Below are 19262 nucleotides of genomic sequence, written 5' to 3' on the forward strand. Positions count from 1 at the left end.
GGCCCGACAAGGAACTGCGCGAGCACGGCTACTTCCTCATCGAGGTGTCGGCACGCGGCTCGGACCCCTCCACGCCGATAGACGAGCGGGTACGCACGCCCGACCTGACCGGCCTGGTGCTCGAGGCGGTGACCGCCACCGACGGCCCGGCCCGGCTGACCACCTGCCCGCAGACGATCACCGCGCGCGCCGTGGACGATCTGATCAACGTGTTATGCGATCCCGGGCGGCGGATGCCCGCCGTGGTGGCGGTGCCCGCCGACGGCGACGACCTGGAGCAGTGGCGGGACCGCTTCACCGAGGCGACCAGGTACCTGCACGGCATTGCCTCGCTTTACCTGCTCGACGACGAGGCCGGCCACAAGCTCAACAACGAGTTCGAATACCACTGGACCACGGCCGCGCTGCGCACCTTCCACCCGCTGGTGGACCCGGCCTCGCGCGAGGACGGCGAGCGGCACCCGGTGCTCAAGGGCGACCGGCTCGACTACGAGATGGACGCCGTCCAGGCGATCCTGACCCACCGCATCCGGCAGGCCACCGCCGCGGCCCCGCTGCCCGAACCGCTGGCCGACGTGGGCGACGCGCTGTTCCGGGCGAACGAGCAGCAACGCGCGGATGAGGCGCGCCAGCGTCGGCTCAGCAGGGATCTGCAACCCTGCGCCATGAACGGGTCCGGCACGGCGGGCGCGCAGGTGGTCGGGGAGGGCGACGCCGCCGGCGTGGTCACCGCCGCGGAGCCGGAGCCGAGCCCATTCGACTTGCTCATCGACTCCTTCGGCGACTTCCCCAACCTGCTGGTCACCGCGGAGGAAGGCCCGATGCGGGCGCTCGGCCAGCACAAGGACGCGGCCACCTTCGCCGCCAAGGCCCGTGAGGCATTGGCCGCCCTCGACGCCTACGTCGCCCTGCGCCGCGCGGGTGGCTGGGACGGCGGCGGGTTCCGGATGTACTGCGAGGACTCGCGGCACGGCGGCCGCATCTACCCGGCCACCCAGGTCGCGGCGCAGGAGTCTGACACGGTCAGGCAGGATCCGCGGATGGCCGAGCAGCGCCGGTTCCGGGTGCCGCGCTCCGTATCAGAGTCCGGATACACCGAGTTCTGGGCGCACATAAAGATCGGCAGTTCGGGCCAGGTGGCCCCACGGCTGCACTATCTCGACGACACCAACGGCTCGACGGGCTGCGTCATCGTGGGCTACCTCGGCCACCACCTGAAGAACACCCGATCCAGCTGACCCGGCCGGTCAGCCCACTTCGCGCGGGCAACCTTTCCAGGGTGCTGCTCTTCTCGTAGCATGACGCTTACTCGGCCGGTCGGGGGCCAGTTGCACGAGGGGTGGTCGCGGTGGGCGTGGTGTTGCCGAACGAACTGGTGTGGGTGCTCGGCGCGATCGGGGTGACCTGGCCGAACATCGACGAGGACGAACTGCGCCACGCCGGGGACGAGTTCCGCAAACTCTCGGCCGACCTGTCCGCGCACAAGTCCGGGGCGATGGCCGAGATCGAGCAAATGCTGGGCGTGAACTCCTCCGAGTCGCTCAAGGTGTTCCAGGCGCTGTGGGAAAAGGTGGTCAAGGGCCACCTGTCCGACCTGGAGGAGGGTTTGGGCATCCTGGCCGGGGCGATGGACACCTGCGCGGTCATCGTGGAGGGCATGAAGGTCGCCGCGATCGCGGAGCTCGTCGCGTTCGCCGCGGAGACCGCCGCCGACGTCGCCGCCTCGGTGGCCACCTTCGGAATCGCGGCCGCCGGGGAGGTCGCACTGGAGATCGCCACGCAGAAGATCGTCAACGGGATCATCCAACAGGCTATCGACCAGGTCGAGTACCAGATCAAACAAGCGCTGCTCGCCCCGGTGATCGACACGCTGACCTCGGCCGGGCTGAACCTGGCCGAGCAGCTGCTGGGCAACGCCCTCGGCGTGAACCAGGGCGTGGACCTCAGCGGGGTGCTCGACGCGGCGCACAGCGGCCTGAATCAGGGCGTGTCCACAATGGGCTCGCAGCTCGGCTCCATGGCCACGGACCCGCTCGGACCCAGTGGGCTCGGCATCACCGGCCCGGGTCAGCTGACCAAGCAGGACACCAGTAGCGGGGACCGCGTAACCGGCCGGGAGGGCTGAGCGGTGTCAGGCCAAGACCCGATCATGTACGACTACCAGACCCTGCAGGTTGCCTTCCAGACCGTCAAGCAGTTCGGCGAGCAAGTCAACAAGCTCGGCACGGCACTGACGAAGGTGCACGATTCGCTCGCCGAACACTGCTCGGGCGACGAATCCGGCGTCGGTGCGGTCATCGCCGAGGCCGCCAAGGACGTGACAGGCGCGGCCGGCAAGGTGTTCACCGAGGGCGGACGCGTACTTTCCGAGATGGGCGTGCGCGGCAAGGCCAACGGCGATCGCATGCAGCACACCGACGAGACCATCGCAGGCGCCTTCAACGACATCCACGACAACGCCTATGGCGACCGCCCCGGCGCAGGCGGCGGCGGGGAACTGAACGGGTCGCGCACCTCCTCGGAGCCCACAGGCGGCGACAACGAACCCACGCTGCACGACGGCCCCGGGCAGGATGACCCGCTGGATGTGCGCGTCGGCTGTCAGGACCCGGTGGACCCGACGACCGGTGAGATGTTCCTGCGCCAGGTGGACCTGGAACTGCCCGGCACGCTGGCGTGGACGTTCCAGCGCGTCCACCTGTCCGCCTATCGCTCGGGCCGGCTGTTCGGCCGCCGCTGGGCCTCTACTCTCGACCAGCGGGTCGAGATCGACGATGACGGTATCCACTACGCCGCGGACGACGGGGTCGTGCTGCACTACCCCGTCCCCACACAGCCCGGCCAGCAGGTCATGCCGACGCGGGGGCCGCGCTGGCCGCTGACCTGGAACCGCCGCGAGAACCGGATCGAGATCAGCAGGCCCGCGGACGGGCTCACCCTGGACTTCCCTCCCGGACCGGTACCCGAACGGTTCAGGCCGCTGTCGGCTGTCGTCGACCGCAACGGCAACCGGGTCACCATGGTCTGCGACGCGGACGGGGTGCCTACGGACGTCTACCACACTGGCGGATACCGCGTGCGCGTCGAGAGGATCGACACACGCGGTGGCCCTCGTATCAGTGCGCTGGCGCTGGCGGACCCCGGTGGCGGCGCCGACGTACCGCTGCGCGAGTTCCGGTACGACCCCACCGGGCAGCTGGTCGAAGTGGTCAACTCGACCGGCCTGCCCTTCGTATTCGAATATGACCACGAAGACCGGATCACCGCCTGGATCAACCGCACCGGATATCGGCACACGTACACCTATGACGAGCACGGCAGAGTAGTGCGCGTCGGAGGCCAGGACGGCGCGCTGGCCGCGGACTTCGCGTATGCGGACGACGAACGTGCGACGACGCTCACCGACTCCCTGGGCAACTCCACCGTCTACCGGTTCGACGAACACGGCCGTGTCACCTCGATAACCGATCCGCTCGGCGCGATCACGCGCACCCAGTACGACCGCTACGGGCGCCTGCTGTCCTCGACGGACGCATTGGGCGCGCAGACCCGGATCACCCTGGACGAGCACGGCAACGCCACCCGCGTCGAAGAGCCCGACGGAAGCGTCACGGAGACGCAGTACGACGACGCACACCTGCCGGTCCTGTCCCGCGCGCCGGACGGTACCGAATGGCGATGCGAATACGACGAACGCGGCAACCTGATCGCGGCGACGGCTCCCGACGCGGCGACGACTCGCTATACGTACACCGAGCGCGGCGCACTGGCCCAGGTGATCGATGCGCTGGGCAACGTCTCGGTGTTCGCGTCCGACGCGGCCGGGCTGCCGCTCTCTTTCACAGACCCGCTCGGGAACACCTGGACCATCGTGCGGGACGCGCGCGGGCGCGTCGTATCGATCACCGACCCGGTCGGCGCGCAAACCCGTCTGACCTGGGACGGCGAGGGCAATCAGGTCGGCGCCGAGTACGCCGGCGGCGAGCGCGAGTCGTGGGAGTACGACGCCGACGGGAACATGGTCCGGCACACCGACCCGGGCGGCGCGGTGACCACCTTCGAATATGGGCCCTTCCACACTGTGGCCGCGCGCACCGACCCGGACGGCGCGCGCTATGTCTTCACCCACGACGCGCAGCTGCAGCTGACAAGGGTGACCAACCCGCAGGGTGCGCACTGGAGCTATGAGTACGACCCGGCCGGAAATCTCATCGGCGAGACCGATTTCAACGGCCGCCGCCTCGTGTACCACTTCGACGCGGCCGGAAGGGTGGTGCGCCGGGTCAACAGCGCGGGCGAGAGCGTCGAGCTGGTGCGCGACGCCGCGGGGCGGGTCGTCGAGCAGCGCCTCGGCGGCGAGCTGACCGCAGCCTTCGCCTACAACGCGAACGGGGAGCTGGTCCGCGCGGCGACCCCAGACTGCGTGCTCGAACTCGCGCGTGACGCCCACGGCCGTGTCGTGTCCGAGACGGTCGACGGCCGGGCGCTGGTCAACACCTACGACGTGCTCGGTCGGCGCACCACGCGCACCACGCCGAGCGGACGCTCCTCGGTATGGTCGTACGACGCGGCCGGCCGGCCGGTCAGCTGCGGCGTCGGGGACCGGCGGATCGACTTCGGGCACGACGCGGGCGGTCGCGAGACGCACCGCTGGTTCGGCCCGGACACGGCGCTGACGCGGGAGTGGGACTCGTCCGGCCGGGTGACCGCGCAGCGGCTGCTCAGCGTGCAGGGACCGCAGGAAGCGCGGACGGCGAACGTCGTGCTCGAGCGCCTGTGGACCTACCGCGCCGAGGGCACGCCGGACTCGGTCACCGATTCGGGCGACGGAACTCGCCGATACACTCTCGACCCGGTCGGCCGGGTGACGGCCGTGACCGCCGCGACATGGCGTGAGACCTATGCGTACGACGTGGCCGGGAACCTCGTGTACTCCGCCGACACGCGCGATCCGGAAGCGGCCACGGCCGGCGAACGCGAACTGGCCGGCACCCTGCTGCGCCGCGCCGGCCGCACGTACTACGAGTACGACGCGCAGGGACGCCTGACGAGGAAGACCGTGCGCACCCTGTCCGGCGGAAGCAAGGTCTGGACGTACGCATACAACGTCAACGACCAGATGACTGAAGCGGTGACAGCCACTGGCGAGCGCTGGCGCTACCGCTACGACGGGCTCGGCCGTCGCGTCGCCAAGCAGCGTCTCGACCAGGATGGAGCTGTCGCGGAGGAGATCCGGTTCTGCTGGGACGGCACGGTGCTGGCCGAACAGGAGCACATGCGCGCCGGCGCACCCGAGGTCGACGTGATCTCCTGGGACTACGAGCTGGGCTCGTGGACCCCGCTGACCCAGGACCGCCGCAGCTACCTGGTCCACGCCCCGCAGGAGCTCATAGACCGCCGGTTCCACGCTGTCGTCGCCGATCTCGTCGGCGCGCCCACCGAGCTGGTCACGGAACCGGGCGCGGTCGCCTGGCGGCGTTCGGCCACCCTCTGGGGCGAGCTGCTGCCGGGCACGCCGGATCCGGACGCGCCGGACTGCCCGCTGCGCTTCCCGGGCCAGTACCACGATCCGGAGACCGGCCTCGACTACAACTTCCGGCGCTACTACGACCCGCGTTCCGGGCACTACGCGACCGCCGACCCGCTGGGACTCGACCCGTCGCCGAACAACTACGGATACGTCGACAACCCGCTGCGGGCGGCGGACCCGCTGGGCTTGAGCGTCGTAGGCACCAAGGCGAGGCAGTACGCGGCGCAAGTCCTCGCCAGGAGCCTGGCGGCCAACGTCGATCCCCCCACGATGGCGAGCGTGGTGATCGATCAGCGGACCGGGATCACCTACCGCGGGGTCAGCGGCCAGGTTCCCGACCGGATCCACTCACTGCTCAAAAGCCGCATGGACGGCCCCACCCTGGAGAAATGGAGGCAGGGCAACTGCGCGGAGTTCAACGCCGTCAACGATGCGCTGCTCAACGGGGCGAAGATCGAGGACCTGCAATACTCGACGTTCAGGGTGCGCTCCGGCACGTACGAGCCCTCGTGCCGGAACTGCAAGCTCGCCCTGCGAGGCGCCAAGGAGGTGTGCAGTTGACGGACGGCGGCCTGGGACGGCACGCGCGCGCGTGCCTCGCGCGCGCGGGGTGGACTGCACAACGGCGCACTGACATCGGCCCGCACTTGCGGCAGTTGGAGGCCGACGGTTACGCGGTGTCCGAGACGGTGCGGGAATTCCTCGCGCGCTTCGGCGGGTTGCGCCTGACCTATCCTCACTTCCGCGTGCCGCAGGAGAACGACTCCTGTCATTTCGACGCGGCTGAAGCGGCGCGCGGCATCTTCCCGGCGACGGTCGCCAAATGGGCCGAGGGCGTCGGCGAGCCGCTTTGTCCTATCGGCGAGGCCTTCTCGGGCCACATGACGCTGGTGATGACACCGTCGGGCGCTGTCTACGCGGGGTTCGAGGACACTCTCGTGCACGTGGGGGACACTCCCGTGGATGCGATCAACAGCCTGTGCGAGGGACGCGAGGACGAGCGGCGCATCCCGCTGCCCGGCTTCTTCGACGACCGCCGCAACACCGACACGGCGGCGGGCGGCGACGCCAGCGCGCTCGACGCGTTGCTGGCACAGGCGTCCGGCCCCACCGGACCCGAACTCGCCGGTTCCCCCGACCCATTGCTCCCGCCGGACCTGGCCGCGCTATTGAGCGTGCGCAACGGCTTCACCGCGTTCCACGGCGGCCTGAGGGTCTACCGGCTCGGCGGTCCGGGCGAGGGTCCTGAGCTGTGGGCGTGGAACGATCCCGGCGTGTGGAAGGAGGCGTACGGCGGTCGCGCGGACAACCTGCTCTGCTTCGGCCGCAGTCTCCTCGGCGAGCAGTACGCATTCGACCTGGTCAACGGCGGGATCGTGATGTTCGATCCGGACAGCGGCGACCGGGAGGGTGGTCTGGGGCGCACCCTCGAGGAGTGGGCCGCGTGGCTGTTCGAGTACCCGTTCCTGCACTCGAAGGCCGTGGACAACTGGGCGCGGGCCTACCAGGACGCCCACGGCCCGCTCGGCCCCAGCCAATGCCTGACGCCGATCACAGCGTTCGAGGACGGCGGCGCGTACGAGGTGGACAACCTCACCGCCGCCGACATGGCCGAGGCGCTGCGCCGACAGGGCGCCGCCGCGCTGCACCGTGGCCACCACCTGTAGAACACCGGATCCAGCTGACCCGGCCGGTTCGGGCCGGGTCTTGAATCCGCCGCTGGAGCTACCAGACCACCTGTACCTCGTCGCCGATGTGCAGGAAGTTGAAGACCCACGCGGCATTGCCCGCACTCAGATGCACGCAGCCGTGTGAGCGCACGTACACCGAGCCCTCGTGGAACGCCTCGCCGCCGTCGAAGAACACTGAGTACGGCATCGGGGCGTTGTTGTAGATCGTCGAGTACCACATCAGGTTCTTGCGGTACACGTGGAACGTGCCGACCTCGGTTCCGTAGCCGGAGCGGCCGGTCGCGACGCGCACCGGACCGCGCACGACCTTCCCGTCGCGGACGAACCAGGCCAGCTGCCTGGACAGGTCGATGCAGGCCACGGCGCCCGCGGAACACGGAACGCCGGGGGCCTTGGCGGCCGTCTGAGGCGGCGCGGCGCTGCGAGTCGACGGCACGGTGGCCGGTATCACCGGCTTGGCCGTGCTCGGCGTTGTCTGAGGCGCCGCGCTGGTCGCGGGCGCCGACGAGGGCGAAGGCGCCGCGGCCACGGGTGAAGGGGAGTTCGCCGACGTGGTCGTCAGCGGTTTGGCCGCAGCGGCCGGGGACGCGTTGGCCTGGGCCGCGCAACCGGCGGTGACGCTCGCGAGGGCGAGCGCCGCGCCGGCCAGCACGCGCGTTCTTAGAACCTGGGATATTCGTCGCACCTGGCACCACCCACTTCTCTCGGACCGTCCGCCCCCACGGCTATGGCAATGCTCTTCGCTGTGGCAACTTCAAGACGACTCGGGAACTGCGCAGGTTGCGGCCGTTATCGCGCTGTGTCGAAATAGCGCCGAAAAGAGACGCGGCTAGACGCAGGTGTTCTGATTCCACAGCACGATGCCGGGGCGTGCGTGCTCGAATCCGAGCGCGCAGATCGCCGCCGTGCCGAGGATGAAATAGGCGCCGGCCGCCGCCGGAAGGCCGAGCCAGCGCGCGGCCAGTATCCGCAGCACGTGCCCGTGCGCGACCAAAGCCACGTCACCGTCGAGCGCGTCCGGCGAGCCAGGCAGCACCAGGGGCTTGACTCGCTCGATCACCCGGTCGCAGCGCTCGCCGACCTGATCCGCGCTCTCACCCGGGGGACCGTCCGGGCCGCCGGAGATCACCCCGTCGGACCAGAGGTACCAGCCGGGCCGCACGCGCTGGATGTTCTTCGTGGTGCGGCCCTCGTATCCGCCGTAGTCCCACTCCCACAGGTCCGGGTCGACGCCCTGCACCGGCAGCCCGGCCAGTTCCGCCGTGCGCTGCGCCCGCACCGCCGGACTGGACCACGCGGCGACGATGTTCCGCCCTGACAAGGCCTTCCCGGCCATCCGCGCCCGCGCCTCGCCCTCCGCGGTCAGCGGCACGTCCGTGCGCCCGGTATGCCGTCCGCTCTTGGACCATTCGGTCTCGCCGTGCCGCAGCAGGATGATCTCTCCCATACTGCAACGCTAGCGCTCCCTGGCAGGATGGGCCGCATGGAACAGACGAACGGGAGCGGACCGCTCGCCGAAGCCCACACCATCGACGAGCGGGTGTGGGCCGCGTTCACCGAGGCGACCGGCTTCATGCCGCAGGACGAGGCGCGGGCGCTATACGCAGCCGCGCTGGACGGCGCGCGGGTCGGGCCGCTCGTGGAGGTCGGCACCTATCTCGGGAAATCCGCCATCCTGCTGGCCGCGGCGGCCCGGGCGCACGGCCGCAAGCTGCTCACCGTGGACCACCACCGCGGTTCCGAGGAACACCAGCCGGGCTGGGAGTATCACGATCCCGGCCTGGTCGACCCCGAAGTCGGGCTGCTCGACACGCTGCCGGGCGCGCGCCGGACGCTGGCTCGCGCCGGGGTCGAACGCGACGTGATCCTCATCGTCGGGCGCTCGCCCGAGGTGGCCGCGCTGTGGAGCACCCCGCTCGGCTTCGTGTTCATCGACGGCGGGCACACGGATGAAGCCGCGCAGGCGGATTACGCCGGTTGGGCGCCCCTGGTGGCTCCGAGCGGCTTACTGGCCATCCACGACGTCTTTCCCGATCCGGCGGACGGAGGACAGGCACCGTACCGGATCTATGTGCGCGCGCTGGAGACCGGATGGTTCGCGGAGGACCCGGATTTGAGCGGTACCGGCTCGCTCAGGGTGCTGCGCCGACTGTGACGCGCACCTGTGCCGCGCCTTGTTCGGCATGTCCTAGCGCTTGATGATGACGCCGCCGATGGCCGCGGTGCGCTCGGCCAGCTCCGGGCCGGGGCCGGTGCCGTCCGGGTGCCAGTTGGTGATCGGCACCAGGCCGGGATCGATGAACTCGTAGCCCTGCACCAGCTCGTGCACGTGCTGCGCGGTGCGCGGGGTCAGCTCGATCTGGTCCTGCGCCAGCGTCTTGTCCAGGGCGTTGTTGACTTCCTCCGACTCGACCTCGACCACGTGGAAGAGGGCTGCCATGCTGCCCGGGACGACCCGCTGCATCAGGTAGTCGAGCGCGCGCCTGGCCCGCCGGTCCGAGGCGATGTAGTCGAGCATCCCGAACAGCAGCAGGCCGACCGGCTGGTCGAAGTCGAGCTTCCCGATCAGGCCGGGGCGGGAGAGGATGTCCTGCGGCTCGCGGAAGTTGCCGCCGATCACGGTGACCGGCGGTCCCGGCCGGCCGACCAGCAGGGCCCTGGCGTGGGCCAGCGAGATAGGGTCGTCGGCCACGTATACGAAGGTGCGGGTGTCCGGGGCGCTCTCGCCGGCCGCCTGATCGTTGCTGTTGGCGATGGTGATCGCGGCGCCCATCTGGAGGAACTGGCGGATGCCGTGCTCGGCCAGCTTGCGCACGGCGCGGCGGGTGAACGCCTCGGCGGCGCGCGCGGTGATGACGGTGTCCGGACGAGCCTTGATCAGCGCCTCGGCGGCGTCCCTGTCGGCCTTGAAGTGGTCCTTGCCGCCGATCAGGTAGTTGAACATCCGGTTGGGGTGCGGGACCGAGGTGTCGATCTGCGGCGGTTCCCAATTGGAGGCGAGCTCCTGGTCCCAGGGCGTGTGCCCGTCCACCATCCTGCCGCCTCCCCGATCCGTCCGCCGCCGCTTCAGATCTCCGCGCCGCCGACCCTTGTCGGCTCTTCCTGAGAAGGGTACGCCGCGCGGCTGTATCACGGTACCTTTTGGACCATTCCGATGGCCCGCCACAGTGCCGGCGGTCGCCCGAGATCGTCTGAGCACTGATTTCACCGTCGTCGACCCCGCCGCGCCTGACGGCTGGTCAGCCGCGGCGGGGCCCGACGGCAGGGCGGCCCGGGGTGGGGGACCGAGGCCGGCCCGCGTCGTTTCATCGCAGTTCGCGCATTACCGGGACTGCGTTTCCACTGCTTTCGCTGCCTTCCGGCTTTCGGCGTCGCTCCCGCTTCGCGGCGGACACGACCGCCGAACGCCGACCGGAGGCCAACCCGCCGAATGCGGGCAAGCGCTCCGATCAGGCCAGGTCGTCGAACTCGCCGTCCTTGGCGCCGGCCAGCAGGGCACTGATTTCAGCGCGGGTGTACACCAGCGCCGGCCCGTCGGGGAACCTCGAGTTGCGCACCGCGACTGAGCCGTCCGCGAGCTCGGCGAACTCGACGCAGTTGCCCTGCGAGTTGCTGTGGCTGCTCTTGCGCCAGGCGGCGCCGATCAGGTCGGTCGCCGGAATTCCGTTGTAGGGGGTGGGAATGGTCATCTTCGCTCCCGGATTCAGGTTCCGCTTCGGTGGGTGGACCCGTCAGGGCTGATGGTTCCGGCCGCGGCGGGATGTGGGGGATGTAGGAACGTCCGCCGGGGGACTTGAGCCGTCGCGCGCCGGTCCCGGACACGCCGTAGGTGCGGGAGCGGCTGATGGCTCACACGGTACGTCCCATGCAGAAGATACTGCGGATGCGAGTGCTGATGCACGTGCATCAGCAAAAAATCTGGAAATCTTCAGAGTTCCGCCCCTGGCGAATCCTGGCGCACGCCAAAAAGGCCCTTCCCGCGCGGGGGAACGGCCCGAAGTCGATCTTCTGACGGTGTTTCAGCGATCTTGCCGCGCCGGCTGTTGCGGCCGCATTTGCAGATGCCAACTCGATCGGCCGGGCTCCCTACATCGCGCTGGGGAGCTCGAGAGGGCGCCGCGGCGCGGGGCGCCTGGATGCGAGAGTGCCGCCGGCAAGCCCGATTGCGCGGCGGCTCAGTTCACTCGAAACGAGGCCGGTACGCCTCGTGCATGCTGTCTTGCGTGAAGGTTCGTGCCCTGCAAGTGCTCGGACGCGGTGGCGTCACTGCACGTCGAAGCGTGCCCAGACGACCTTTCCGGTCGCCTCGTGGGACCAGCCCCAGGCGGCGGACAGCGCGTCCACCAGCAGCAGGCCGCGGCCGGACTCGGCGGTGTCCCCGGCCTGCTCCGGGGTCGGAGGCAGCGGGCTTCCGTCCGCGACGCGGCAGGTCACGGCCTTGCCGTCGTACTCGAGGTCGAGCCTGATCCCGGCGCCGGCGGCCGCCCGCCGGTCACCGCGAGCGTGCAGCAGCGCGTTCGTGATCAGCTCGGAGATCACCAGGTCCACGTCGTCGGCCAGGGCGGTGAGCCGCCACTCGGCCAGCGCCGCGGTGGCGAACCTGCGGGCCGTGCCCGCCGACTGTGGCGACGCGGGAAGGTCGAGGCCGGCACTGCGTACCGGTTCCCCCGGCCGATCCTCGTCGGCGCGCGTGGACTCAGACTGCATGGAGGTTGCGATGGACATATGGGCGTCCGTGGGGTCGAGGCGGATGAGGCGACGACTGTGCTGGTGGTGCCTGCCGTACTCGGCTTGCTCGCTGGTAGTACACGGTGTGGCGGTACTCCGTTCGCGCTCCGGTGGGTGCGGCACACGCTCGGTGTGAATCAGCATTCGCCCATTCTTGGGATTTAGCAAGAGCCGATGCAACTGCAAACGTAACGAATGCCGATGCAAGTGCATCGTAGCGCCGAGTGACGTCTTGTCACGCCCTGTTGCTCGAAGAGAACTTCAATTCTCCGGGGGACGGTGGCAGACTGGCTCCACGCCGGATGCCGCGACGCCGCGTCCGCGCCGCCGGGCACTACGCCTCGCCCGGCCGTGAGAACAGCGGGAACCGGTAGAACAGACGCCGCGCGGCAGCGCCCGTACGGCCCCGGACGGGGAGAGGGAGCGGATGGACGGAGTCGGCGACAGCTCGACGGTGCGCCGCATACTCCTCGGGTCCCTGCTACGGCGGCTGCGTGAGTCCAAGAACATCTCGATGCGCGAGGCCGGCTACCACATCCGGGCCACCGAGTCGAAGATCAGCCGCCTGGAGACCGGGAAGGTCTCGTTCAAGGAGCGGGACGTCGAGGACCTGCTGACCTTCTACGGCGTGCTGGACGGCAAGGAGCGCGACCAGGTGCTTGACCTCGTACGCGAGGCGAACGCGCAGGGCTGGTGGCACAGCTTCAGCGAGGTGCTGCCGTCCTGGTTCGAGGCCTTCATCGGCCTGGAGTCGGCGGCCTCGGTCGTGCGCACCTACGAGGTGCAGTTCGTGCCCGGCCTGTTGCAGTGCCCGCAGTACGTCGACGCGGTGCTCTCCTCGAACCGGGCGCAGAGCGCGACCGACCTCCAGCGCCGGATCGAGCTGCGCCAGCGGCGGCAGGCCGCGCTCGAGCGGGACGACGCGCCGATCCTGTGGGTGGTGCTCGACGAGGCGGCGCTGCGCCGCCCGATCGGCGGACCCGAGGTGATGAAGGCTCAGATCGCCTACCTGATCGAGCAGGCGGAGCGGCCGAACATCACGATCCAGCTGCTGCCTTACTCGGTGGGCGCGCACGCGGCCGAGGGCGGCGCCTTCACGCTGCTGCGGTTCGCCGAGGCGGACCTGCCGGACGTGGTCTACCTCGAGCACCTGACCGGAGCGCAGTACATCGAGCGGCCGGAGGACGTGGAGCAGTACGCGCGGGCGATGGACCGGATCTCCGTGGACGCGCTGCATCCCGAGGCGACGCTGGAAGCCCTGAAGGCGTTGCTCAACCCCTGACTCGGCCGGTTCGCGGCCGGATCCTCAAGCGGGCGCCGGTCGACCCTGTGCGGCCGTCTGAGGACCGTCTGGCAGCCTCGCGTTCCCCGGTGGTATCAGCGCGCTGAAACGCAGGACTCGGCGACGCACTCGACCGGCAGCGGCATCGGCAGGGACTCGCCGCCGAAGACCGCGCGCGTCGCCGGCTCGCCGCCGAGCGCGGCCAGGGCGAGCAGCATCGAGCCGGCCGTCCACGAGGTCTTCTCCCGCGGCCAGATCGCCAGGTCGGCGAACACGTAGCCGGTCCAGTACATCCCGTCTTCCTCGTCGCGCAGCTGTGTGCTGATATCGGCGAGCAACCGGCGCGCCTGCCGCTCCCGGCCGATCGCCCACAGCGCGATCGCCAGCTCGCAGCTCTCGCCTCCGGTCACCCACGGATGGTCGTCCACACAGCGGACGCCCAACGACGGGACGACGAACCTGTCCCAGTCCTCGTCGATACGCCGCCGGGCCGCCTCGTCGCGCAGCACCGTGCCGAGGACCGGGTAGTACCAGTCCATCGAGTAACGGTCCTTTGGCGTGAACCGCTCGGGGTGCGAAGTGAGCGCGTGGCCGAGCCGGGAGAGGGCCAGCTCCCACCCAGGCTGGTTCTCGCCGAGCGCGGTCGCGGTGGCGACGGCGCATCGCAGCGCCTGGTACATCGAGCTGGATCCACTCAGCAGCGCCTCGTCGCTGTCGGGGTTCCATCGGATCGCACCGTCGGCGCGCTGATGCCGCAGCACGAATTCGATGGCCGCGACGACGGTCGGCCACAGCTCGGCCAGGAAGCGGCGATCCGCGGTGGCGAGGTAGTGGTGGTAAACGCCGACCGCGGGATACGCACTGAAGTTCGTCTCGCGTGTCTTGTCGGTGACCGCGAGCACTGATACGCCATTAGGCGTGTCGGCGTAGTTCGCGAACCAGGAACCGTCAGCGTTCTGCGTCCGGGCCAGCCACAGATACGCGCGGCGCGCCGCCTCGTGTTCGCCCGCGGCGTCCAGGGCCATCGCGGACTCGACGTGGTCCCACGGGTCGAGCTTGTCCCCGGCGAACCACGGAATGGCGCCGTCCGGCCGCTGCAGAGCCCTGATGCCGCCGACGGTCCTGGCTATGCCGGGCGCGTCGAGCAGGCCGGCCGCGACCAGGTGCGCGGCCGTCATGCGCTCTTGACGGCGTAGACGACCAGGCTCTTGCCGAGCACCGGATTGAGCATCGCCTCGCCGATGCGGGTCAGCTTCGGCGCCTTCATGATGTCCCATACCAGCAGCTTGTGATACAGCCGGACCGGCGCGACCTTCTCGTTGTCCACGCCGAGCGCGCACTTGAGCCACCAATACGGCGAGTGCAGCGCGTGCGCGTGGTGCATGGCGTATGGGCGCAGGCGCTCGGACTTGAGCCTGCGCAGCACTTGGCTGCGCTGGTAGATCCGGACGTGGCCGCCCTCGACCTCGTGGTAGGCGTCGGACAGCGCCCAGCAGACCTTCTCGGGGAACCAGCGCGGAACGGTGACCGCAATCCGGCCGCCGGGCTTCAGGACCCTGCGCAACTCGGCGAAGGCGCGCGCGTCGTCGTGTAAGTGTTCGAGGACTTCCGCCGCGACGACCACGTCGAACGAATCGTCTGGGAACGGGAGCCGGTACGCGTCCCCGCGCACCGCCACCGCCCGCGCGTCCGCCGGAACCTCGCCCTCCGCGCGCATCGCCGCGAACATGGCGTTGACCGACTCGATCTCAGCGAGCGAATAGTCGAGCGCGACGACGTCCGCCCCCTTGCGCAGCAGGGCGAACGCGTGCCGGCCGCCGCCGCAGCCCAGGTCCAGCACCCGGTCGCCCGGTCCGACCGGGAACCGGTCGAAATCGACGGTCAGCATGCGGGGGAGCCTTCCTGTGCGAACCTTTCGAGTTCGGCGTCTGCGAACCCGTGTTCCGAGAGGCGGCCGTCGCCGAGCACGTGATCCGGGCTCAGCGATACGTCGCGGCCGCCGCCGCGCCGCGCGTCAATGTGTACCTGATAGCGCTCGGCCGTGGCCACGGCTGCCGCACGCCAGGTGAACCGGGACGCGGCGCGCTCGCGTGCGGCCGCGCCGAGCCGGGCGCGCAGCTGCGCGTCGCCGAGCACCCGGGTCAATGCCGCGGCCAGCGCCGGCGCGTCGCCCGGTGGCACGGCGAGCGTGGTCTCGCCGTCGGCCCCGGCGACCTCCGGGATCGCGCCGCCGGTCGTGGAAACCAGCGGCAGCCCAACGGCCATGGCCTCGACGGCGGGTAGCGAAAAGCCCTCGTAGATCGAGGGCACACAGGCGGCTTCGGCGGAGCGCAGCAGATCGATCAGCTCGTCCTCGCTGATCCCGGAGACGAACCGGATATGGGGCTCCAGGCCGTAGCGTTCGATCGCCCGGCTGACCGCGCCGCCCTGCTTGGCGGCGCCGACCACGACGAGTTGCGCGTGATCGTGCTCGGCGCGCACCTTCGCGAACGCTTCTACGAGCACTGCCAGCCCCTTGAGCGGCGAGTCCGCGCTGGCCGTAGTCACGATTCGGCCGGGGACCTTCGCCACGGCGGGAGAGGGGGAGAAGCGCTCGACGTCCGTGCCGATCGGGATCGTGGTGATGCGCTCAGGCCGTACCCCGAGGTATTCGGTGATCTGCGCCGCCGAGGACGAGGACACCGTGATGATCTCGGGCAGCCGGCGGGCGACCCGGGCCTGCATGCGCGTGAAGCCGTACCAGCGGCGCAGCGAGACGCGGCGGAAACCGCGCGCCTCGGCCAGCTCCAGCCCCCGGTCGACCTGGACGGGGTGGTGCACGGTGGCGAGGGTCGGGAAGCCGAGCCGGGGCAGCCGCAGCAGACCGGTGCCGAGGCACTGGTTGTCGTGCACCACGTCGAACTCGCCGCGGCGCGCGGCCAGCAGGCGTGCGGCCCGTAGCGAGAAGGTGCGCGGTTCGGGGAACCCGGCGGTCCACATGGTGCCGACTTCCAGCAGGTCGATCAGGTCCCGGTACTCGCCGGGCCGCGGCGTGCGGAAGGGGTCCGGCTCGCGGTAGAGGTCGAGGCTGGGCACCGGCGTGAAGCCGACGCCCTCATCGAGGATCGGGTACGGCTGGCCGGCGAGGACCTCCACCCGGTGGCCGAGTGCGGCCAACTCACGGGAGAGGTTGCGTACGTAAACCCCTTGGCCGCCGGAGAACGGATTGCCGCGGTAACACAGCAGCGCGATGCGCAGCGAACCCCGCGCTGCCTGCGCGTTCGCCACGCTCCGGGCGCCGGACTGCCCGACCTGATCCACGTCCGACTCCCTGGGTGCCGCCGCGAAAAGTGAATGCTACTACGGGCGGATTATGCTACCAGGCAGTAACAACCTGGGGGCGTGTCGCCGGGATGGCAGGTCACCGCTCCTCGGGACCGCCGAGCACCGGCTTGACGTCGATGACCGGCGTACCGTCGAGCGCTTCCAGATCGTGCACCCGAAGGCTCAGGCCGGCCACCTCCGCGATACGCACCCGATGCAGCCCGATCGGGTTCGGGCGGTCCGGCGAGCGGGTGCTGAACACCCCGGTCTCCGGTCGGTCGGTCTCCCCGCGCGGATGTACCGCGAGCACGTCCCGCCGCGCCTGGTCCAGCCAGGTGAGCACCAGGACATCCGTGTTCGCCCGCAGCTCTTGCGCCGCGCGGGCGAACTCCGGTGCGAAGTCGAGCCACGCTTCCGGCGCGCCCTCGTCACCCTGCCTTGGCGCGTCCTCGCGGCGCTTGAGTGGAGACCGGACCCGGCCGACGGGTCGGACGGAGAACTGCGCTGCCGCGTCGGGGGAAGCCGCATCCATGGCCGTCACGGTACGCAATCGCCCCCGGCCGCGCTTCTCGGTTCCTGCGCTTCTCGGTTCTGCGCTTCTCCGATCCTGCGCTTCTTCGCTCCTCACCAGTGCGCCCGCCCGCTGCCGACCGCAGTGCGCACTGTTCGGCGGGCGGGATCGGGACGTGGCCTCAGCCGACCGGCGCTGCGACGCCCTCCTGTATCCGTCGCAGCAAGTCACGTAGCGTGCGGCGCTCGTCCTCACTGAGCGCGGCCAGCGGCTCGGCGGCGAAGTCCAGGTTCGCCCAGACTTTCCCGCTCACCTCTGCGCCGACCGCGGTCGCGGCGACCAGCTTGACCCGGCGATCGGTCGGGCTGGGCTGCCGAGTCACGAGGCCCCGCGCCGCCAGCCGGTCCACCAGGCCGGTGATGTTGGACGGTTCGCACTTGAGCACCGTCGCGATCTGATTCATCGGCACCGGGTGGTCAGCGACCACGCCCAGCAGTTTCGCCTGCACGCCGGTGAGGTCGTGAGCCGCGGCCGCGGCCTCGTATTCGTCGTGGAACCGGGTCGACATGTCGGCGATCAGGTCCACGACCTCACGGGTTATCGGGTCACGCCGCATGAATCCATGGTACCCGGAAGGTTAAGCAGATGAAATATTCCAAACCCCGGGGTCCGGTCAGTACAGTCCTTCAGGCCAGGCAGCTTTGAGCCAGCGTCGAGACGGCGTCGAGGCAGCGCTGGTCGCGGCCATCTACGTCGAAGCGCGTCGGTTAAGGAAAGGCAGGCGGTCGATATGCGGGCGGCGCTGGTGCGGAAGGGCGGCCAGGAGCGCACCGAGGTGCGGGCCGACGTGACGACGCGTCCGCTCGGGCCGGGCGACGTGAAGGTACGGATCAAGGCGAGCGGGGTGTGCCACTCCGACCTGTCCGCGATGGCCGGCGTGCTGCCGAACAAGAAGCCGTTCGTGCTCGGACACGAGGGCGCCGGCGAGGTCGTCGAGGTCGGCGAACAGGTGCCAGGGTTGAACACCGGCGATCACGTCATCGTGTGCTGGGTGCCGCCGTGTGGCAGGTGCGCCGACTGTCTGAGCGGCGAAGGAAATCTGTGCACTGAGTTGTTCGCCAAGACCGCGCTGACGGCCAACTTCGTCGCCGACGGCGCTCCGTTGTACGGCATGTGCGGCACGGGCACGTGGGCGGAGGAGGTGGTGCTGCCCTGGCAGTGTGCCGTTCCCGTCGCGAAGGACGTGCCCTTCGACGTCGCGGCACTGATCGGCTGCGGCGTGACGACCGGCGTCGGCGCCGCGCTGAACACCGCGCGGGTCGAGCCCGGATCCACGGTCGCGGTCATCGGCTGCGGGGGAGTGGGCATCGCGGCGATCCAGGGCGCGCGCATCGCCGGAGCCGCGGACATCGTCGCGATCGACCCGAGCGAGCCCAAGCGCGAACTGGTCGCGCGCTTCGGAGCCACCCGGGCAGTCGCCCCGGAAGACGCGAGAGCGGCGCGAGAGGAACTGACCGGCCAGCGCGGCTTCGACTACGTATTCGAGTGCGTAGGCCGCGGCGGACTGGTCCGTCAGGCCTATGACTTAACCCGCCGCGGCGGCGCCGTAGTCGTCGTCGGCGCGGGAGCGCGGGACGATCAGGTGTCGTTCTCGATGGCAGAACTCTTCTACGACAGCAAGCGCATCCTCCCCACCTGGTACGGCGGCGCGGACGTGCGCGTCGAGTACGGACGCCTGGTCCGCCTCTGGCGCGCCGGACGGCTCGACCTGGAATCGATGATCACAGCGCGGCTGCCGGTCGAGCGAGTCGACGAAGCCCTGGACCAGATGCGCGCTGGAGAGGGCATCCGCTCGATCATCGAGTTCTGACGGGCCATTCCCTCCGGCGCTGTCCAATCCGTTTCGGGTGTACGCGCGTTCCGCCTCCTCGCTGCGCTTGTCGGCTCTACGCGCTGAAGAGCGCCCACCGCCTCCCCCGCTCTGCTCCCTCGCTAGTGCTCGGTCGCGACGCGGCCTTGGTTCGGTGCTGCGCGCGCACACCCGAAACCGGGCGGCTAGAAGAAAACCGCACCGCCAGGCGAACCGCTCGCCACGGTCGCCGCCGGCAACCAAGTCAGCCCTCGTCCGCAGCGGCGCGCAGCTTGGCGAACTCCGCGGCCAGCGTCGCGGCGGTCCAGTGCGCGTTGAGGCCGCTCGGGTTGGGGAGCACCCACAGC

18 protein-coding genes and 1 pseudogene are annotated in these 19262 nt (G+C 70.0%); 8 read left to right on the forward strand and 11 right to left on the reverse strand.

Translation table 11 applies throughout. The features are described 5' to 3' along the window. From VFA06_RS01995 to VFA06_RS02010, 4 genes are all read left to right on the forward strand, one after another. On the forward strand, positions 1 to 1238 hold a 1238-nt coding region (locus VFA06_RS01995), incomplete at its 5' end, for a hypothetical protein (RefSeq protein ID WP_324838608.1). A gap of 110 nt (positions 1239 to 1348) precedes the next feature. After that, entirely contained in the window at positions 1349 to 2125 is a 777-nt protein-coding gene (locus VFA06_RS02000) for a hypothetical protein (protein ID WP_324838609.1), read from the forward strand. 3 nt (positions 2126 to 2128) lie between these two features. Continuing rightward, positions 2129 to 6091, forward strand: coding sequence for a DUF6531 domain-containing protein (locus VFA06_RS02005; RefSeq protein ID WP_324838610.1), 3963 nt, complete (start codon positions 2129 to 2131; stop codon positions 6089 to 6091). Continuing rightward, a complete protein-coding gene (locus VFA06_RS02010) occupies positions 6082 to 7197 on the forward strand; it encodes an SUKH-3 domain-containing protein (RefSeq protein ID WP_324838611.1) in 1116 nt (371 codons plus the stop codon). Before VFA06_RS02005 ends, VFA06_RS02010 begins: the two co-directional genes overlap by 10 nt. Positions 7198 to 7255: 58 nt before the next feature. Here the strand turns inward: VFA06_RS02010 and VFA06_RS02015 are convergent, their stop codons facing one another. Together VFA06_RS02015 and VFA06_RS02020 are read right to left on the reverse strand one after the other, a co-directional pair. Beyond that, on the reverse strand, positions 7256 to 7906 hold the full coding sequence (locus VFA06_RS02015) for a L,D-transpeptidase (protein ID WP_324838612.1): 651 nt from the start codon (positions 7904 to 7906) through the stop codon (positions 7256 to 7258). Positions 7907 to 8050: 144 nt separating this feature from the next. Next, complete coding sequence (locus VFA06_RS02020) at positions 8051 to 8668, reverse strand: histidine phosphatase family protein (RefSeq protein ID WP_324838613.1); 618 nt, start codon at positions 8666 to 8668, stop codon at positions 8051 to 8053. 36 nt (positions 8669 to 8704) lie between these two features. On the opposite strand from VFA06_RS02020, the gene VFA06_RS02025 reads away from it, so the two are divergent. Next, positions 8705 to 9376, forward strand: a complete 672-nt coding sequence (locus VFA06_RS02025) for a class I SAM-dependent methyltransferase (protein ID WP_324838614.1) — start codon at positions 8705 to 8707, stop codon at positions 9374 to 9376. Positions 9377 to 9409: 33 nt separating this feature from the next. Here the strand turns inward: VFA06_RS02025 and VFA06_RS02030 are convergent, their stop codons facing one another. Next, complete coding sequence (locus VFA06_RS02030) at positions 9410 to 10255, reverse strand: SAM-dependent methyltransferase (RefSeq protein ID WP_324838615.1); 846 nt, start codon at positions 10253 to 10255, stop codon at positions 9410 to 9412. Between the two features lie 415 nt (positions 10256 to 10670). Continuing rightward, a complete protein-coding gene (locus VFA06_RS02035; protein ID WP_324838616.1) occupies positions 10671 to 10910 on the reverse strand; it encodes a DUF397 domain-containing protein in 240 nt (79 codons plus the stop codon). A 176-nt stretch (positions 10911 to 11086) separates the two neighbouring features. On the opposite strand from VFA06_RS02035, the gene VFA06_RS02040 reads away from it, so the two are divergent. After that, positions 11087 to 11233 (forward strand): hypothetical protein, encoded by a 147-nt coding sequence (locus tag VFA06_RS02040; RefSeq protein ID WP_324838617.1) that lies wholly within the window; start codon positions 11087 to 11089, stop codon positions 11231 to 11233. A gap of 251 nt (positions 11234 to 11484) precedes the next feature. On the opposite strand, the gene VFA06_RS02045 is transcribed toward VFA06_RS02040, so the two are convergent. Continuing rightward, entirely contained in the window at positions 11485 to 11946 is a 462-nt protein-coding gene (locus VFA06_RS02045) for an ATP-binding protein (protein ID WP_324838618.1), read from the reverse strand. 430 nt (positions 11947 to 12376) lie between these two features. Here VFA06_RS02045 and VFA06_RS02050 point away from each other — a divergent pair, with 430 nt between their 5' ends. Beyond that, positions 12377 to 13231 (forward strand): DUF5753 domain-containing protein, encoded by an 855-nt coding sequence (locus tag VFA06_RS02050; RefSeq protein WP_324838619.1) that lies wholly within the window; start codon positions 12377 to 12379, stop codon positions 13229 to 13231. Between the two features lie 95 nt (positions 13232 to 13326). Here VFA06_RS02050 and VFA06_RS02055 read toward each other — a convergent pair whose 3' ends face one another. The 5 genes from VFA06_RS02055 to VFA06_RS02075 form a co-directional block, all read right to left on the reverse strand. Beyond that, the gene (locus VFA06_RS02055) at positions 13327 to 14409 is read right to left on the reverse strand and encodes a prenyltransferase (RefSeq protein ID WP_324838620.1); all 1083 of its coding nucleotides are present in this window, start codon (positions 14407 to 14409) and stop codon (positions 13327 to 13329) included. Continuing rightward, positions 14406 to 15119 carry a class I SAM-dependent methyltransferase gene (locus VFA06_RS02060; RefSeq protein ID WP_324838621.1) on the reverse strand — a complete coding sequence of 238 codons (714 nt, stop codon included), beginning with the start codon at positions 15117 to 15119 and terminating at the stop codon, positions 14406 to 14408. The genes VFA06_RS02055 and VFA06_RS02060 overlap by 4 nt, the downstream gene beginning before the upstream one ends. Beyond that, positions 15113 to 16498, reverse strand: coding sequence for a glycosyltransferase family 4 protein (locus tag VFA06_RS02065; RefSeq protein ID WP_349260015.1), 1386 nt, complete (start codon positions 16496 to 16498; stop codon positions 15113 to 15115). Before VFA06_RS02065 ends, VFA06_RS02060 begins: the two co-directional genes overlap by 7 nt. Positions 16499 to 16631: 133 nt before the next feature. After that, entirely contained in the window at positions 16632 to 17066 is a 435-nt protein-coding gene (gene tsaA, locus VFA06_RS02070; protein ID WP_324838623.1) for a tRNA (N6-threonylcarbamoyladenosine(37)-N6)-methyltransferase TrmO, read from the reverse strand. A gap of 160 nt (positions 17067 to 17226) precedes the next feature. After that, positions 17227 to 17661: a MarR family winged helix-turn-helix transcriptional regulator gene (locus VFA06_RS02075; RefSeq protein WP_324838624.1), complete on the reverse strand. Its 435-nt coding sequence runs from the start codon at positions 17659 to 17661 to the stop codon at positions 17227 to 17229. Positions 17662 to 17835: 174 nt separating this feature from the next. Here VFA06_RS02075 and VFA06_RS02080 point away from each other — a divergent pair, with 174 nt between their 5' ends. After that, the gene (locus tag VFA06_RS02080; protein WP_324838625.1) at positions 17836 to 18915 is read left to right on the forward strand and encodes a Zn-dependent alcohol dehydrogenase; all 1080 of its coding nucleotides are present in this window, start codon (positions 17836 to 17838) and stop codon (positions 18913 to 18915) included. A gap of 244 nt (positions 18916 to 19159) precedes the next feature. Here the strand turns inward: VFA06_RS02080 and VFA06_RS25795 are convergent. Beyond that, positions 19160 to 19262: pseudogene (locus VFA06_RS25795) on the reverse strand (mismatch-specific DNA-glycosylase); the annotation flags it as partial.

Origin of the sequence: Actinocrinis sp., assembly GCF_035653575.1 — a bacterium.
Classification (GTDB): Bacteria; Actinomycetota; Actinomycetes; order Streptomycetales; family Catenulisporaceae; genus Actinocrinis.

Coding starts and splice junctions, on each gene's coding strand:
- VFA06_RS02020 (WP_324838613.1), bottom strand. CDS start 8,668: ATGGGAGAGATCATCCTGCTGCGGCACGGCGAGACCGAATGGTCCAAG.
- VFA06_RS02025 (WP_324838614.1), top strand. CDS start 8,705: ATGGAACAGACGAACGGGAGCGGACCGCTCGCCGAAGCCCACACCATC.
- VFA06_RS02030 (WP_324838615.1), bottom strand. CDS start 10,255: ATGGTGGACGGGCACACGCCCTGGGACCAGGAGCTCGCCTCCAATTGG.
- VFA06_RS02035 (WP_324838616.1), bottom strand. CDS start 10,910: ATGACCATTCCCACCCCCTACAACGGAATTCCGGCGACCGACCTGATC.
- VFA06_RS02040 (WP_324838617.1), top strand. CDS start 11,087: ATGCAGAAGATACTGCGGATGCGAGTGCTGATGCACGTGCATCAGCAA.
- VFA06_RS02045 (WP_324838618.1), bottom strand. CDS start 11,946: ATGTCCATCGCAACCTCCATGCAGTCTGAGTCCACGCGCGCCGACGAG.
- VFA06_RS02050 (WP_324838619.1), top strand. CDS start 12,377: ATGGACGGAGTCGGCGACAGCTCGACGGTGCGCCGCATACTCCTCGGG.
- VFA06_RS02055 (WP_324838620.1), bottom strand. CDS start 14,409: ATGACGGCCGCGCACCTGGTCGCGGCCGGCCTGCTCGACGCGCCCGGC.
- VFA06_RS02060 (WP_324838621.1), bottom strand. CDS start 15,119: ATGCTGACCGTCGATTTCGACCGGTTCCCGGTCGGACCGGGCGACCGG.
- tsaA (WP_324838623.1), bottom strand. CDS start 17,066: ATGGATGCGGCTTCCCCCGACGCGGCAGCGCAGTTCTCCGTCCGACCC.
- VFA06_RS02075 (WP_324838624.1), bottom strand. CDS start 17,661: ATGCGGCGTGACCCGATAACCCGTGAGGTCGTGGACCTGATCGCCGAC.
- VFA06_RS02080 (WP_324838625.1), top strand. CDS start 17,836: ATGCGGGCGGCGCTGGTGCGGAAGGGCGGCCAGGAGCGCACCGAGGTG.